The 14913-nt window shown below is 43.7% G+C and carries 21 protein-coding genes; 10 read left to right on the top strand and 11 right to left on the bottom strand.

Translation table 11 applies throughout. The features are described from left to right. Complete coding sequence (locus ACMH5P_RS07425) at positions 1-708, top strand: DUF2490 domain-containing protein (RefSeq protein ID WP_459493708.1); 708 nt, start codon at positions 1-3, stop codon at positions 706-708. A 62-nt stretch (positions 709-770) separates the two neighbouring features. Here the strand turns inward: ACMH5P_RS07425 and ACMH5P_RS07420 are convergent, their stop codons facing one another. Continuing rightward, complete coding sequence (locus ACMH5P_RS07420) at positions 771-1331, bottom strand: N-acetyltransferase family protein (protein ID WP_459493707.1); 561 nt, start codon at positions 1329-1331, stop codon at positions 771-773. A 34-nt stretch (positions 1332-1365) separates the two neighbouring features. Between ACMH5P_RS07420 and ACMH5P_RS07415 the strand changes: the two genes are divergently transcribed. Continuing rightward, the gene (locus tag ACMH5P_RS07415; RefSeq protein ID WP_459493706.1) at positions 1366-1848 is read left to right on the top strand and encodes an asparaginase domain-containing protein; all 483 of its coding nucleotides are present in this window, start codon (positions 1366-1368) and stop codon (positions 1846-1848) included. Here the strand turns inward: ACMH5P_RS07415 and ACMH5P_RS07410 are convergent. Beyond that, positions 1845-3335, bottom strand: coding sequence for a DUF1593 domain-containing protein (locus ACMH5P_RS07410; protein ID WP_459493705.1), 1491 nt, complete (start codon positions 3333-3335; stop codon positions 1845-1847). The two genes, ACMH5P_RS07415 and ACMH5P_RS07410, sit on opposite strands and share 4 nt — an antisense overlap. A 185-nt stretch (positions 3336-3520) precedes the next feature. On the opposite strand from ACMH5P_RS07410, the gene ACMH5P_RS07405 reads away from it, so the two are divergent. Genes ACMH5P_RS07405 through ACMH5P_RS07390 form a run of 4 tightly spaced genes read left to right on the top strand, consistent with a single transcriptional unit; the run spans position 3521 to position 6707 of the window. Then, positions 3521-4033: a DUF3237 domain-containing protein gene (locus ACMH5P_RS07405; protein ID WP_459493704.1), complete on the top strand. Its 513-nt coding sequence runs from the start codon at positions 3521-3523 to the stop codon at positions 4031-4033. A gap of 41 nt (positions 4034-4074) precedes the next feature. Beyond that, a complete protein-coding gene (locus ACMH5P_RS07400; RefSeq protein ID WP_459493703.1) occupies positions 4075-5139 on the top strand; it encodes an alpha/beta hydrolase family protein in 1065 nt (354 codons plus the stop codon). Further along, on the top strand, positions 5129-6298 hold the full coding sequence (locus ACMH5P_RS07395) for an MFS transporter (RefSeq protein ID WP_459493702.1): 1170 nt from the start codon (positions 5129-5131) through the stop codon (positions 6296-6298). Before ACMH5P_RS07400 ends, ACMH5P_RS07395 begins: the two co-directional genes overlap by 11 nt. Position 6299: 1 nt before the next feature. After that, positions 6300-6707 carry an SRPBCC domain-containing protein gene (locus ACMH5P_RS07390; protein ID WP_459493701.1) on the top strand — a complete coding sequence of 136 codons (408 nt, stop codon included), beginning with the start codon at positions 6300-6302 and terminating at the stop codon, positions 6705-6707. Here ACMH5P_RS07390 and ACMH5P_RS07385 read toward each other — a convergent pair. From ACMH5P_RS07385 to hisH, 5 genes are read right to left on the bottom strand one after another with little or no spacing between them, the layout of a single operon-like run. Further along, positions 6697-7035 carry a phage holin family protein gene (locus ACMH5P_RS07385; RefSeq protein WP_459493699.1) on the bottom strand — a complete coding sequence of 113 codons (339 nt, stop codon included), beginning with the start codon at positions 7033-7035 and terminating at the stop codon, positions 6697-6699. The genes ACMH5P_RS07390 and ACMH5P_RS07385 overlap by 11 nt on opposite strands. Position 7036: 1 nt before the next feature. Then, positions 7037-7633: a bifunctional phosphoribosyl-AMP cyclohydrolase/phosphoribosyl-ATP diphosphatase HisIE gene (hisIE, locus tag ACMH5P_RS07380; protein WP_459493698.1), complete on the bottom strand. Its 597-nt coding sequence runs from the start codon at positions 7631-7633 to the stop codon at positions 7037-7039. Between the two features lie 9 nt (positions 7634-7642). Then, positions 7643-8401 (bottom strand): imidazole glycerol phosphate synthase subunit HisF, encoded by a 759-nt coding sequence (hisF, locus tag ACMH5P_RS07375; RefSeq protein WP_459493697.1) that lies wholly within the window; start codon positions 8399-8401, stop codon positions 7643-7645. Then, positions 8395-9129, bottom strand: coding sequence for a 1-(5-phosphoribosyl)-5-[(5-phosphoribosylamino)methylideneamino]imidazole-4-carboxamide isomerase (gene hisA / locus ACMH5P_RS07370; protein ID WP_459493696.1), 735 nt, complete (start codon positions 9127-9129; stop codon positions 8395-8397). Before hisA ends, hisF begins: the two co-directional genes overlap by 7 nt. Positions 9130-9133: 4 nt before the next feature. Beyond that, positions 9134-9721, bottom strand: a complete 588-nt coding sequence (gene hisH, locus ACMH5P_RS07365) for an imidazole glycerol phosphate synthase subunit HisH (RefSeq protein ID WP_459493695.1) — start codon at positions 9719-9721, stop codon at positions 9134-9136. An 85-nt stretch (positions 9722-9806) separates the two neighbouring features. Between hisH and ACMH5P_RS07360 the strand changes: the two genes are divergently transcribed. After that, positions 9807-10472 (top strand): TVP38/TMEM64 family protein, encoded by a 666-nt coding sequence (locus tag ACMH5P_RS07360; protein ID WP_459493694.1) that lies wholly within the window; start codon positions 9807-9809, stop codon positions 10470-10472. Here ACMH5P_RS07360 and ACMH5P_RS07355 read toward each other — a convergent pair. The 3 genes from ACMH5P_RS07355 to ACMH5P_RS07345 all read right to left on the bottom strand — a co-directional run bounded on the left by ACMH5P_RS07355 (position 10469) and on the right by ACMH5P_RS07345 (position 11512). Further along, the gene (locus ACMH5P_RS07355; RefSeq protein ID WP_459493693.1) at positions 10469-10753 is read right to left on the bottom strand and encodes a hypothetical protein; all 285 of its coding nucleotides are present in this window, start codon (positions 10751-10753) and stop codon (positions 10469-10471) included. The genes ACMH5P_RS07360 and ACMH5P_RS07355 overlap by 4 nt on opposite strands. 62 nt (positions 10754-10815) lie before the next feature. Beyond that, positions 10816-11067, bottom strand: a complete 252-nt coding sequence (locus ACMH5P_RS07350) for a hypothetical protein (protein ID WP_459493692.1) — start codon at positions 11065-11067, stop codon at positions 10816-10818. Between the two features lie 52 nt (positions 11068-11119). Next, entirely contained in the window at positions 11120-11512 is a 393-nt protein-coding gene (locus ACMH5P_RS07345; RefSeq protein WP_459493691.1) for a Dabb family protein, read from the bottom strand. 33 nt (positions 11513-11545) lie between these two features. Here ACMH5P_RS07345 and ACMH5P_RS07340 point away from each other — a divergent pair, with 33 nt between their 5' ends. From ACMH5P_RS07340 to ACMH5P_RS07330, 3 genes are all read left to right on the top strand, one after another. Beyond that, a complete protein-coding gene (locus ACMH5P_RS07340) occupies positions 11546-12232 on the top strand; it encodes a Rossmann-fold NAD(P)-binding domain-containing protein (RefSeq protein WP_459493690.1) in 687 nt (228 codons plus the stop codon). A gap of 41 nt (positions 12233-12273) precedes the next feature. Beyond that, positions 12274-13794 (top strand): 2,3-bisphosphoglycerate-independent phosphoglycerate mutase, encoded by a 1521-nt coding sequence (gene gpmI / locus ACMH5P_RS07335; RefSeq protein WP_459493689.1) that lies wholly within the window; start codon positions 12274-12276, stop codon positions 13792-13794. Positions 13795-13904: 110 nt separating this feature from the next. Next, positions 13905-14564, top strand: a complete 660-nt coding sequence (locus ACMH5P_RS07330; RefSeq protein WP_459493688.1) for an acetyltransferase — start codon at positions 13905-13907, stop codon at positions 14562-14564. Positions 14565-14594: 30 nt separating this feature from the next. Here the strand turns inward: ACMH5P_RS07330 and ACMH5P_RS07325 are convergent, their stop codons facing one another. Next, positions 14595-14912 carry an FtsB family cell division protein gene (locus ACMH5P_RS07325; RefSeq protein ID WP_459493687.1) on the bottom strand — a complete coding sequence of 106 codons (318 nt, stop codon included), beginning with the start codon at positions 14910-14912 and terminating at the stop codon, positions 14595-14597. Position 14913 lies beyond the last annotated feature (1 nt).

Genomic DNA, 14913 nt, shown 5'->3' with positions numbered 1-14913 from the left:
ATGAGGTATCTATTTTTCTTTTTATTTCCGCTGATGCTTTCCTATGGCCAACAGAAAATCGAGCATCAGAACCAAATTTGGTTAGGTTATTACTTGACCTATCCGATTAATTCGGAATGGTTTGTTCAGGGAGAGGTGCATGAGCGGCATTTTATTAATCCAAATGTTTACCACCAAACGGCTTTTCGCGCACATTTTCATCGTACTTGGGGTCAAAATTTGGATGTATCGGCAGGAGCAGCGATTTTTTTAAATACTCCGAATGATGAAAGGGCCACGATTCGTTTAGCTGTACCTGAATATCGACCACATTTTGATATTGTTTATAAACATTTTTGGTCACGTGCTCGTATTGATCATCGTTTTCGGACTGAAATACGATTTAATCGAGGAACTGATGGCACTAGGTCTCGTTTGACAAACGAAATTAATTTTAATAGTTATCGTCTAAGATATCGAGTACAAGCGCTTTTTCCATTGATTAAATCAATATCTGGGAAGGTAAATACTGAGATTCTTCTGAATGCTGGCCAAGAGAATCCAGATAATTTTTTAGATCAACATCGAATGTTTGCAGGACTAAGTATTCCATTGCATAAAAATATTACCTTAGATATGGGCTATTTACATGTCTTCCAGCAGCGGCCCAATTTGAATTATTATGATCGAAGTATTTTGAGTTTTATGCTATATCATCAGTTAAAATAAGTAAACTTGGTTCAATAGGTTTGTAATAAATTCAACTTAAAAACCTTTAAAGCTTAGACCATTTATTTAAGTAATTTTTTATTCCAATCCCACAAGACAATATCCCAAGCAATTCCGCCATATTCCAAGGTATCAATGACCTGAAAGCCCCGCTTTTGATGTGCCCGCAATGAACGGGTATTGGCCTGTGCCACATCCGTCACACAATACGTATAACTATCCGCATAATGATCCCGGAATGCCCCATATAAGCGTTGTACCAAATTCTGTCCCCGGTAATGCTTGTCCACACATAATTGGCCCACGATGGAATAATTTGAAATCCCTTCATTTTGGTACCGACAGCGTTCAATATTTCGAACCAAATCGGCCAATAAATCGTGTTGTCTTGCTTCCTCCGGCAAGGCCACAATGCTGTATCCGACCACCTTTTCGCCATCTTTGGCAATAATACTTGGGCTCTTGGCATGGAGGGCTTGTAAAAATTCAAGGTCATATTCCGCCATCAGAAAACCTTGGGACAGCGCCTCTTCCTCGCTGATATTTTTTCGTAAGTTGGCTTGTTGGAGCGCTAAAATCCCAACTAATTCCTCATTCCTTGTTGCTAATTGTATTTCGACCATGTAGTTTTAACGATTCATCGACAAAATAAAAAATATGATTCAGATATATGTTACCGGAGGAACATTTGATAAGGAGTACAATGAATTAAATGGAACCCTGTTCTTCAAAGAAACGCATCTACATGAAATGCTGGTGAAGGGTCGTAGCCGACTGGATTTGCAGACCGAAACCTTATTCATGAAAGACAGTCTCGAATTCACCGATACTGAACGTAAATTGATTGGTGATGCATGTCTGAATACCGCTGCGAAACGAATTCTAATCACGCACGGTACGGATACGATGACCCAAACAGCCGAGTATTTGGCCCAGCAAATTACCGATAAAACCATCGTCTTGACTGGGGCAATGGTTCCGTATAAATTCGGGAGCTCCGATGGGATGTTTAACCTCGGCAGTGCGCTTGCCTTCGTTCAAATGCTTCCTCCAGGCGTTTATATCTCCATGAATGGCAAATGCTTCAAAGCAAGAGAGGTACGAAAAAATCTAGATCGCGGGGAATTTGAAGCGATTTAACGAATTCGAATGACCACCCTTCGGTATCGCGTTAAAGCCGGTTTCCCTTGATCAGTACCCTCGAAGACCACATGAAAACTGTCGCCTTTTTTGGCCGTAGCAGGTATCGTCACCTTGGCTTCTAACCCCGTTAATTGGATTTCCGCTTTCCCGGAGCCTGCCTCCGGATAAGGCCAAGCCGATAAGCTCACCCCATTACGATCGGGATCTCTAGTTTCCAGGTGCAAGGTCAGGCTTTGCCCCGGTGATGCCGATAAACTCATTCCTTCTTTCACCGTAATTTGTGGGGCATGGTTTGCATCCGCATAAGATTTGATGCACCAATCAGCCCGAGCCGCAAAGTCTTCTTGCGCGGCAATCAGCCAACGCGTCTGTGAATAATTGATATCCATTTTCCCGGTTTCCGGATTGAAATCTGCCGCTTCTTCATTGTCCTCAAATCGGTAGGGGTTGTCTTTGGCCTGAACAAATCGTCCGCCCCAACCGCCATACGATGGGTTATTTAAGTTATTCAGTCCCACATCCACCAAATGCAAAAAGGCCGGAGAGTCACCCTCCGAAATGAAATCATATTGACTGAATGTGCCCCATTGCGCATTGTTGAGCTTGGTTGGATCACCATGTATATGCTCATCGTCGCCCGCCTGTTTTTGCCCATCTCCATAGGAGTAATACATTTTTAAAAGCGGTCCATGGTCTAAAATAATTCGATTCGCCATATAAGCGCCTTCAAAATAGGGTTGCGTGGCCTTAGGCATAATGCGTTTCCAAGGATACGCGAAACTGCCAAATTGATGCGCATTGTAGAATACCCGAATCTGCGGCCAATGCCCCCCGATGTAGTTTTTATAGGTTGCGTCCTGGTCCATCACTGTGTAGATGATGGCTTTTTGCGAAATTTTCGCCTTAATATTCGGCCAGTTTTTGTCGGATTGGTATTGTTCTTCGATCGACTTCAAAGCGCGCGCGATGGTATTCGTTCCACCCCATGCTTGTAAATAAATAGGCTCTGGGTCCTTGTCTAATAGCTTCGCCTTAATCCATTCCGATCCCTCAGTTACCTGTTCCATCTCACCCTCAAAATCAATATTCCCTACTTTCACCAAACTAGTTAAATACGCTGGGCTCGGATAATTTTTGTCATGCAACAGGAGATTTGGGTGAACCTGTGCATAGGCTTTTACTAACTCCTGAATCCAGTTGACCCCCGGCCACCTAAGATCGGTCTTCTCCCCATACATTTTTCGGGTCATCTCCATCTCGGAGATGAATTTTGTCCCTTTGCCATCGCCTTTGTAATGCCACATGGAGCTGGAATAGATGAGACCTTCTAGCTGATATTCATTCGAATACATCAACATCCGGATGAATGTATCCACATCATCAATTTCGCCGTCGGTCGTCACGATGGTCCGAGGTAAATTGCCTTTTGGGAATGAGAAAAAAGAAATGAGAAGCAATAATGCTACCACAAGGATTCGTTTCATAATTAGGTTTAGTTCAAGCGGAAGTCTCCGTATGTGTATTGCGAAGTTAGTGCTTTTCAGGTAATAGGACCTGCCAATAACTTGATAAAATGGATTTATCCCGTGTAAAATTCCTAAAAACCGCTTAGCTTTGGCAATCCTAAGATTATTTGAGAATACTTAGGGATGAAGTATATCCTAAACCTATGAAGAAAATTATCATTTTGCTGTTATGCAGCATGGGGACAATCTTTGCTCAAGACGCTCCGAAACTCGAATTTTTCTGTGAATTACAAGTCAAACTTAGCCCAGCACTCAGTGTGGGGGAAACAGCGCATGGTACCCGACGAATCATTCCGATTATCGGAGGAACAGTGGAGGGACCGGGGATTAAAGGGGAGATTTTTAATGGGGGGGCCGACTGGCAGGTGGTACGGAAAGATGGAGTTGCTGAATTGGAGGCACATTATCAGTTCAAGACAGATGATGGCTCGATTGTCTATGTGAAAAATATTGGGGTTCGAGTAGCGACACCGGACGTGGCGGCGCGCATTGCAAGGGGTGAGAAGGTGGATGCCTCACAATATTATTTTCGGGCTATCCCTAAATTGGAAACGTCCCTATCAAGCAAGTATGCTTGGATTAATGACACCATTTTTGTTTGCACGGGGGAGCGTATGCCGGATGCCGTGAAAATCCGAATTTATAAACTACTATGATATACTGTTTCCTATTATTTTGTTGCTTTTCCATCAGCGCAATGGCGCAAAAGGCCGTCGACCTCGGTAAATTAAATGGAGGGGATTATCAGGTACATATTCCGGCCAACTGGAATAAAAAACTGATTATGTACGCACATGGCTATCAATTTATGGGGACGCCTCCGAATAGTGCGAATGCGCAATTAGCCCAGCGCTTAAAACCATTTTTAGATCGTGGTTTTGCTATTGCGGCGTCCGACTATCCAATTCAAGGTTTTGCGATGGCGGAAGGCATAGATGCGACAGAAGAATTACGCCAGGCTTTTATCAAGAAAATGGGTCAGCCGGATTCGACTTTCATGGTTGGGCATTCCATGGGCGGTGGAATTACGCTGGCGACCTTGGAGAATTATGGGCAGTTTTATCAAGGGGGATTGCCGCTTTGCCCGCTTTCGTCGAGACCCTATTTACAGTGTCGGAAAGAGTTTGATATGTATGCGACATTCCATGGCTTATTTCCAGGAATCGTTCCTACGTTAAAAGAGATTTTTGACCCGTCGAGTTCCATTCAATTTGTTTCCTTTGCGCAAGCGGGCTCGCGTATGGGAGCGATTAAACAAGCATTATTGGCTAAAGATTCGGTATTGGCAGTAGCCTTCGCCAAGCGATTTGACCTCAAATTGGATGATCTTCCAGCGGCCTTGTTTTTTAATCAAAATGTCTTGCGCGACCTAGCGCTCAAGTTTAACGGAAATCCTTTTGATAATACACAGACGGTCTATACCGGGTTTCCTGATAATTTGCTCGTAAACAAAAAAGCGGAGCGCTTGGCGAGTACGCAAGATCCGCAAAAATTGTTTGCGCGCTACGATCGGACCGGGAAAATCGATAAACCGGTGGTGCTAATGCACACGATTTATGATCAATTGATTCCGGTGAATTATGCGGTGACCAATTTTGAGAATATGGTTCATGCGCAGGGGCGCGGGAAATATTTTACCGTGAAGTATACCAATGGACAAGCGCATTGTCAATTTACGGACCAACAAACGGGGGAGGCTTTTGATGCCTTACGAAACTGGGTTAAAACGGGCGTGAAGCCTTCTTTTGGATATGTCAACTAAAAATTACTTAGCGATTTTTATCTGCTTTTTGATGAACATGCTGGATGGCATGGACGTCTTAATTATTTCCTATGCCGCTCCAGCGATTGCCAAGGCATGGAGTATCACTCCGGCGAATTTGGGGGTCGTATTCAGTTCGGGCTTAGTTGGCATGACGATTGGAGCCATATTTTTGGCGCCCTTTGCGGACCGTATGGGTCGTAAGCCAACGATGCTGATCGCAGGGTTTTTGATGGCATCTTGTATTTATATGACTTCGATGGCAGCAGATATTAACATGTTGATGATTTTTCGATTCATTAGTGGATTGGGAATCGGTGCGATGATGGCAACTACTGCTGCTCTAACGGCGGAGAATTCCCCTGCGTCAACTCGAAATTTTTGGGTGAGCACGGTCGTTGCGGGATATCCGGTCGGAGCCGTATTATCCGGTCTCGTGTCCGCCACCGTCATCAAGACGAATGGCTGGGAGCGTTTATTTGAATTAGCGGGATATGCAACCGTATTATCGCTTCCGCTGGTGGGCTTATTTATTCAGGAATCCTTTACTCCAGCCAATCAAAATGAACCGAAGCCTAAAGTTCAGGTATTGGTTCAAGAAACTTATCGGTTATCTACTTTTCAGCTTTGGACGGCGCTTTTTTTAGCATTTGCTACCCTTTATTTTATGTTGAATTGGATTCCCAAATTAGCTACGAATGCTGGGATGTCCCTGTCTGCGGCGATATACGCGGGAACCGTCTTTAATTTAGGGGCGATTGTTGGAATTCCGATTCAAGGTTATTGCTCGTCTCGTTTTGGTTTGAAAAAAACGATTGGAATTATTCTCTTATTTACGGCAGTAACGATGTTGTCTTTTGGCTTTTTCGTTCATACTTCATTTGCCTTGGTGCTCTTCTTCTTAATGGGATTTGGTATTCAAGGCGGATTTGTGGGCCTGTATGCCGTTGCGGCGAGTATGTATCCGACTTACATTCGTACCACGGGAGTGGGCTGGGCGATAGGAGCCGGGCGAATCGGTGGGATTATAGGTCCGATTGTTGGCGGATTATTGGTTGCATGGGGCTTGGATATGACACAAAGTTTTTGGTTTTTTGCCATACCATCTGCCTTGGCAGGTTTAATGACATTTAACATTTCTTCCAAAGATATTTCATAAGATGATTGAAGTTAAAACGCTAGTATTAGGTACCCTAGATAATGTTTGGGCTTTTTGGACCCAAGCGGAGCACATTCAAAATTGGAATCACGCCAGCGATGATTGGCATTGTCCGAAGGCGATCAACGATTGCGTGGAAGGTGGTCGATTTGTTTTTACCATGGCGGCTAAGGACCAATCTTTTTCATTTGATTTTTGTGGAACCTACACAAAGGTCATTCAAAATCAAGAGATCGCTTACACAATGGATGATGACCGGAAAGCGGTGGTTTCGTTTCAAGCAATAAACGAGGGAGTAGAAATTACCGAACGATTCGATCCAGAAAATCAAAATCCAACGGACATGCAACAGGCAGGTTGGCAAATGATTTTGGATAATTTTAAAAAATACGCGGAGTCTATTTCGTAAAAAGGCCTACGAAGGAATTCGTGATTCCCACGACAAAACTAAATATCAAAGGAGCAACGAATCCAGTTACTTTGAATCCCTCCACATAGGCTTCCACAATGTAGACAAGGGCTACCGTGATTACCAAGGAAAACAACCCGAGGGTCATAAAGGTAATCGGGAAGCTTATAATTTTTAAAATCGGTTTTACGAAGGAATTCAAGAATCCCATGGCGAGCGCCACGATTAAGGCGGTGCCAAATCCATCCACAGTTATTCCTTTTAAGTAACGTGGAATGATCAATACCACACAAGCGATGATGATGTAACGAATGATAAATCCAATCATATTATTTCTGGTGTCTTGCTTGTAATGTCTTAACAATTTCCTCTAAACCAATGCCGCGATCTTCCAGTAATACTAATAAGTGGAAGATTAAATCGGCCGCCTCGCCCTTAAATAATTCATCGTTTTTCATTAAGGCTTCTATGACTAATTCAACGGCTTCTTCGCCAACTTTTTGGGCGACCTTGTGCGTACCTTTTTGAAATAGAGATGCTGTATATGAAGTATCAGCCGAGGCATTTTTACGGGAACGAATGATGTGTTTCAAATGATCTAACCACGCTGCGTTATCGGAATTTGATTCATTGAAACAAGTATCTGCTCCAGTGTGACAGGTGGGTCCCGCTGGGTATGCTTGGATTAATAGGGTGTCTTGGTCGCAATCTATTGCCACGTCCACCACGTCTAAATAGTTTTCAGATGTCTCTCCTTTGGTCCAAAGACGATTCTTCGAACGAGAGAAAAAGGTCACACGCTTTTCGGCCAGTGTTTTCATGTAGGCTTCCTCATTCATGTAGCCAAGCATCAATACTTTACGTGTTTGAGCGTCTTGGATAATGGCAGGAATGAGGCCTTTGGAAAAATCGGGTTGTAAACTCATAGCGTTAAATTAGTATATGCGCATCGGAATTCCTTTGCTGGCCAAGTATTTTTTCAATTCGATAATCTCAATTTCTTTGAAATGGAAGATGCTTGCAGCTAAACCGGCATCCGCTTTTCCCATAGTAAATACCTCATAAAAGTCTTCCATGGTACCCGCACCACCGGAGGCAATAATGGGAATCGATGATTGAGCGGATACTCGACTCGTTAAATCATTCGCAAATCCCGCTTTCGTTCCATCTGCATCCATGGAGGTAAGTAAAATTTCTCCCGCACCCCGAGATTCCACTTCTTTTGCCCATTGCAATGTTTGGATGTTGGTGATTTTTCGCCCTCCATGCGTATGTACCCAATCATTCCCATCTACGAAGCGCGTATCAATTGCGACGATGATGCACTGGGAGCCAAACTGTAACGCTAGCTCATCCACAAGTTCCGGTCGGCGGACTGCAGAAGAATTAATCGATACCTTATCGGCACCCGCATTCAATAAGGCGGACACATCTTCGATGGAACTGATTCCACCGCCCACTGTAAAAGGGATATTCACGTGCCTGGCAACCTCGCGGACTAAATTCACTAAAGTCTTCCGGTTATCCACCGTCGCTGTGATGTCTAAAAAGACTAATTCATCCGCCCCTTGTTCGGCATATAATGCCCCCAGCTCCACCGGGTCGCCGGCATCCCGCAAATCCACAAAGTTGGTCCCTTTAACCGTCCGACCTTCTTTGATGTCCAAACAGGGTATAATTCGTTTCGTTAGCATAGGGATTCTTTGGCAAATTGAGCTAAATCTTCTAAGGTAATGCGGCCCTCATAAAAGGCTTTCCCGACAATAACGCCAAACAAATTCATGGCTCTTAATCGTTCTAAATCCTGCATGTTGGCCACTCCTCCACTCGCAATAATATGTAAGCCTGGATTGTCCGCTTGGATTTTTTCATATAAATCAAAGCTCGGCCCCAGCAATAATCCGTCCTTCGCTACATCGGTGGAGATGACATATTGTGCACCCGCATTTTGATAGTCAGTCAGAAAATCATAGATCGAAATGTTTGAATTTTCTTGCCATCCTGACACCGCAATTTGCTCCTTGTGCGCATCAGCTCCTAAAATAATCTTATCGGTACCGTATTTTTTGAACCACCCATGCACCATTTCGGGATTCCGAACGGCAATGCTGCCTGCTGTTATTTGAGCAGCCCCAGCTGAAAAAGCGCGGTCGATCATTTCATCTGACTGTACGCCTCCCCCGAAATCGATATGCAAGGAAGTGTTTTTTGCGATTCGTTCCAGAACCGCCGCATTCACGATCTCCTTTGCTTTGGCGCCATCTAGGTCGACCAAATGCAGTCGCTGAATTCCCGCCCCCTCAAACGCCTTCGCGATTTCCAAGGGATCCGAACTATATACCTTCTTTTGTTGGTAATCTCCTTGCGTTAATCGAACGCATTGTCCTCCGATAATGTCGATGGCCGGGATGAGTTGGAACATAGGATTAAAGCGCTAAGAAGTTTTGAATAATTTTTTGCCCAGCCATGCCGGAGATTTCTGCGTGGAATTGCGCCGCGTAGAAATTATCTTTTTGCAACATCGCCGAGAAAGGTTGGGTATAATCACAAACCGCTGTCGTATAGGGATTTACAGGTGCATAATACGAGTGCACGAAATATACATATTCCTCCTTTTTCAGGCCCTGCATCAAGGCATTTTCGCCCTGCGCCTGGATGGAATTCCAGCCAACATGCGGTATTTTGAGGTCAGTGCTCACAAATCGTTTTACGGAAACATCAAAAACTCCCATGCAAGTGGTGGTGTTTTCTTCGGATTCCTTGCATAACAACTGCATGCCAATGCAAGTTGCTAATACGGGTTGTTTGAGGCTCGGTATGAGTTGGTCCAACCCTTTCTCCCGCAAATAGGACATGGCTGTACTGGCTTCGCCTACTCCGGGAAAAATCACTTTGTCGGCCGATTGAATCGTCTTTTCATCATCCGTCCATTGGTATTTTACCCCAATCCGGTCCAAGGCGTACATAACCGATTGCACATTTCCGGCGTTGTATTTGATGATTGCGATTTCCATGGACGAATTTTAAATGGGCAAAATGCCCTGCAAAGGTAGTTAAAAGGGCTTGGATTATGAAAAGAAGCGTATATTTGTTGGCCTTATGCTTCCCAACCGACGAATTCTTCTCGAAACCTTATACCTCATTTGGATGGGTGCTCTACCTGTTCTATCTAGCCTATTACTCGGTTATTTTGCACTCGCGAACCCCAGTTTCTTCACGAGTTTTTCGATCATGGAATTCGTGTTATTCTGGATTTCAGCCATATTTATTATGGGCTTGGCATTTTGCCCTACCACCTTTTTTGCCTTATTCACGGGCTATCTCTGGGGCTGGTCTGGCTTGTTCCCTTTAATTATTGCCTATGCCATCGCATCCATATTGGGCTATGGCCTAGCCCGCAAAATGAAGGGGGACGCGCTCATCGAATTAATTCGAACGAAATTTAAAGCCAGTGAATTCCTGTCGAATGTTCAGGCTCAATCGTTTGCTTGGGTGTTTTTAGCCCGACTATCCCCCATCTTCCCCTTTGCCATCACCAATGCCTTAATGGCCTTTTTGGGTGTTCCTTTGCGGCAATTTTTTATCGGAGGGACTTTGGGTATGCTTCCTAGGACGCTCATTGCCTTATGGACCGGTAGTCAAGCAGCCTCCTGGGCTAATCTCATAAATCATCCGGAGGCGATGCGTTGGCAAGATTTCGTTAGTATTATAATGTTGGGTTTTTCCGTGATTGGTATGTTTTTCCTCGCCAAACGAAAATCCTAGTGCTTGACAAATAGGTATAGAAATCCGACCATTACCGCCAATTGTCCAATCCAAAAAGTAAACATCCACCGTAGAATATTTTTTTCTGACTCGGCAATCTTGGTAATTAATTTTAGTTCTAACTCCATCAGTCGGACATCCAAATATTCTTTGGTCACAAAGTTCTTCGTCCGATCTTCGATCGTTTCCTCGATAATATTCACAAATTCCATGGCATCTTTTTCCACCAAGTGGAGTTTTTTATGCGCTAATTGATACAATTGAATTGATTTCGCTTCCATGCTGTAAACTTATATAATGCCTCATTAGGGGTCAATTCGAAACTCGCATGGTTCTCAAATTATCAGTTTTTAATTAACATTGAAACAATCAAATAGGTCACGGCACCTTGCCCCATCCAAAAAACAAACATCCATTTAATCAAATCACTTTTGGCCTCGGATATAGCCTGACGCATGTAATCTTTGGTTACGAATTCGGTCGTTTTATCGTCAATTTCATCTTGTATGCCTTGTATAAACTTCAAGCCATCCTGCTCCGCTAAATTGAGCTTGGTACGTATAATTTGATAAAATTTTCGGCTGTGCGCTTTCATGCCCTAAAGGTAGGGCCATGAAATAAAGCAGACAATTCACTTTCCGACTAATTTAGATTAATTCCGAATCGATTACTTGAACTTTTCCCCAAAGATGCTTGTTGTCATCGATGAACTTCTTGTGCAAGGGGTGGTAGAGGTATTCAGATTCTTTTGTTGCGTTTTCGAATACTAAAACGACCGAAAAAGTATAACTTCCATCCGTGGCGCCTTTGTCAAATTCAGTCACGATGGGTCTACCTACGTGAGCCGATTGAATCATAGGTAAGGTGCCTAACTGCTTTAAAGCGGTAAGTAATTGTGCTTTTTCAGCGTCATTGCCCGGATTTTTAGCCCAAAATAAAACGTGATGAATAAAAGTCATGGGTGTTTTGGCAGAAGATAACAAGCTACTCGCGGCAGTCGCTAGTCCAGCTTGTTGAAGGAAGTTTCGTCTTGAAGTCATTAAACAGGTTATTAAATAATATTCAATTCTACAATGGAAATTCCAAAAAAGCAATTAATCATTACCGGCGTTACCGGCATGGTCGGGGAAGGTGTCATGCACGAAGCCTTGCAATCGCCCTTTGTCAGTCAGGTGCTCGTTATTAATCGGAAGCCTTGCGGTGTGTCACACCCCAAACTCAAAGAATATCTATTACCTAATTTTCTCCAGCCTGAGGAAATTCGATCGGTAGTCAAAGGATACGATGCCTGTCTGTTTTGCCTGGGTGTCTCCTCGGTGGGTATGAATGCCGACGAATACAAGCAAAAAACCTATGATTTAACTTTAGGCTTTGGCAAGGTTTTACAGGCAGAAAATCCCAACATGTCGTTTAGTTATATTTCGGGAGCAGGGACTGACAGCACGGAACAAGGGCGTTTGGCCTGGGCACGCGTGAAAGGCAAAACCGAAAATGACCTTTCAAAGCTCGGGTTTGCCGACTATTACTCCTTCCGTCCGGCGATGATCCAGCCCACACCGGGCTTGAAAAATGCCTTGAAATTTTACAAGTACATTAATTGGATGTTCCCCATCTTAAAACGAGTGGCTCCGAATTCAGCTTGTACCTTGCGTGAATTGGGCGAAGCGATGTTGGAGGCCGCTATTTTTGGTTCGCCCACTAAAACCATCGAAGGTGGCGATATTTTGGCATTAGCCAAACAAATGCGTGCTCGTTTATAGCTTTTTGGCTATTTTTGTCCGATAATTTAAATGATATACCCGTGAATAAGAAAGTCGTACTCATGATTTTAGACGGTTGGGGAATTGCTACCAACCCAAAAGTTTCAGCGATTGATGCTGCCAAAACTCCCTTTATCGATTCCCTATATTCGAAATATGCACATTCTAAATTAGAGGCATCCGGTGAGGCAGTAGGTCTTCCTGAAGGTCAAATGGGTAATTCCGAAGTGGGTCACATGAACCTAGGTGCAGGTCGCGTCGTATATCAAAACTTAGTACGTATCAACAAAGCCGTTCGTGAAAACACGCTGGGCCAAGAACCCGAATTAGCCAAAGCGTTTGAATATGCGAAGAAGGAAGGCAAATCGGTTCATTTCATGGGCCTTGTTTCCGATGGTGGTGTGCACGCACACATCGAACACTTGAAGTCCTTATTAACTTCCGCTTCAGAGGCAGGTTTATCCAACGTTTTCGTTCATGCATTTACCGATGGGCGTGATACAGATCCGAAGTCGGGCATGAAATTCATGACCGATTTAGTGAATCACACCAAGCAAACAGGTAGTGCAGTTGCTTCTGTGACAGGTCGTTATTTCGCGATGGATCGTGATAACCGTTGGGAACGTATTGCCCTTGCCTACCATGCGATGGTTGATGCGGAAGGTACGCCTACGCAAGATGTTTTAGCCGCTATCCAAGCGAGTTATGATGCCGGAGTAACGGATGAATTTATCAAGCCAATTATTGCGACGGACGCGGATGGAAAGCCTTTGGCGAAAATTGCAACGGGAGATGTGGTGATTTGCTTCAACTTCCGAACAGACCGTGGACGGGAAATCACGCAGGCCTTAACGCAACGCGATTTCCACGAGGAAAATATGCATAAATTGGATTTGTATTACTTGACCATGACGGAATACGATAAAGAATTCCAAAATGTGAAGGTGATTTTTAATGACTCCAATCTACCAATGACCATGGGCGAGGTGCTGGAAGGAGCGGGTAAAAAACAAATTCGGATTGCGGAAACGGAGAAATATCCACACGTAACCTTCTTCTTTTCGGGAGGGCGTGAACAATTGTTTGAGGGCCAACAAAACATCTTGCGTAATTCACCGAAGGTGGCTACTTACGATCTACAACCGGAGATGTCGGCGGCCGACTTACGTGATGCGTTAATCCCAGAATTAGAAAAAGAGGAAGTAGACTTTGTTTGCTTGAACTTTGCAAATCCCGACATGGTTGGACATACCGGTGTTTTTGAAGCCGTCGTGAAAGCAGTTGAAACGGTTGATGCATGTGCGGAAGCCGTGGTAAAAACAGGATTAGCGCATGGATATTCATTTGTCATTATTGCCGACCATGGAAATGCAGATGTCATGATGAATGAGGATGGCACACCGAATACGGCACACTCGACAAATTTGGTGCCTTGTATCTTGGTAGATAATGATTTTAAGCCGACACTTCAAAATGGAAAGTTAGGGGATGTTTCACCAACCATCTTAAAATTAATGGGTGTTGCACAGCCGAAAGAAATGACGGGAACACCTTTGTTTTAGGGGATGGAATTGGGCGCTAACGTATAAATTAGACCGTTCAATAAATAACCTATGTGAATACAACGTTAATTAGCGATTCTCTATCTACCTTTATTGCTTTAATTTGATCTATGGCTAAAGTTATCCTATTTGGTAATACCCGTACTGCCGAATTAGCGCTCTATTATTTGCAAAACGACTCAGAACACGAGGTGGTTGCATTTACGGTTGAGCAAGATTATATACATGAACCCACTTTTCACGGTCTACCTTTGGTTCCGTTTGAGACGGTTGAGCAAGTATATTCACCTTCGGAATATAAGTTTTTTGCCCCAATGACGGAAAGAAACATGAACCAAGTGCGTGCTCGTGTATACGAACAAGGACTCGAGAAGGGGTATTCGTTTATTTCCTATGTATCCTCCCATGCTACCGTCCTAACGGATAAAATTGGTGAGAATTGTTTCATTTTGGAAGATAATACGATTCAACCTTATGTAAGCATTGGAAATGATGTGGTGCTTTGGTCAGGGAATCACATTGGTCATCACAGTAATATAGGGAATCACGTATTTTTCACCTCCCATGTAGTTTTGTCTGGGGGATGCCAAGTAGGTGATTATTGTTTTGTGGGTGTAAACGCAACAATTCGTGATCAAACCGTATTGGGTGAGGGTACGCTAATTGCCATGGGAGCAAACTTAACGCGTCAAAAAACGGATCCTTGGAGTATTTGGAAAGGTAATCCTGCGGAGAAGGCAGCGATTTCGAGTAAAGATATTAAGATATAAAAAAAGCCCTTCAGACGAAGGGCTTTTTTATTAGTGTTCAATGGGTTGATTGTTTTCATCCACAATCACGAAAATATCCTCTTTGGGTTTCCGCATCAGATATTTTTCGCGCGCATATTTTTCGAGTAAGGAAGGATTCCCGATAACCAAACGGCGCTCCTTTTGAAGTTCCTTGGTTTTTTGTTGGTAATATACCTTCTCGTTCTCAAGCTGCCGTAATTCATTCCAAAGTCTAAACTGAACTGTAATATCATTGGAATCCAATACGAACATCCACACGAAGAGGATGCTCGCGGAAATCCAATAGAATCGGTTTTGACCAAGAAAAAGCTGCTTGATGCGCTCCATT

It is taken from the genome of Aquirufa sp. 5-AUSEE-100C1, from assembly GCF_054558655.1.
This window is presented reverse-complemented; position numbering and strand designations above follow the sequence as displayed.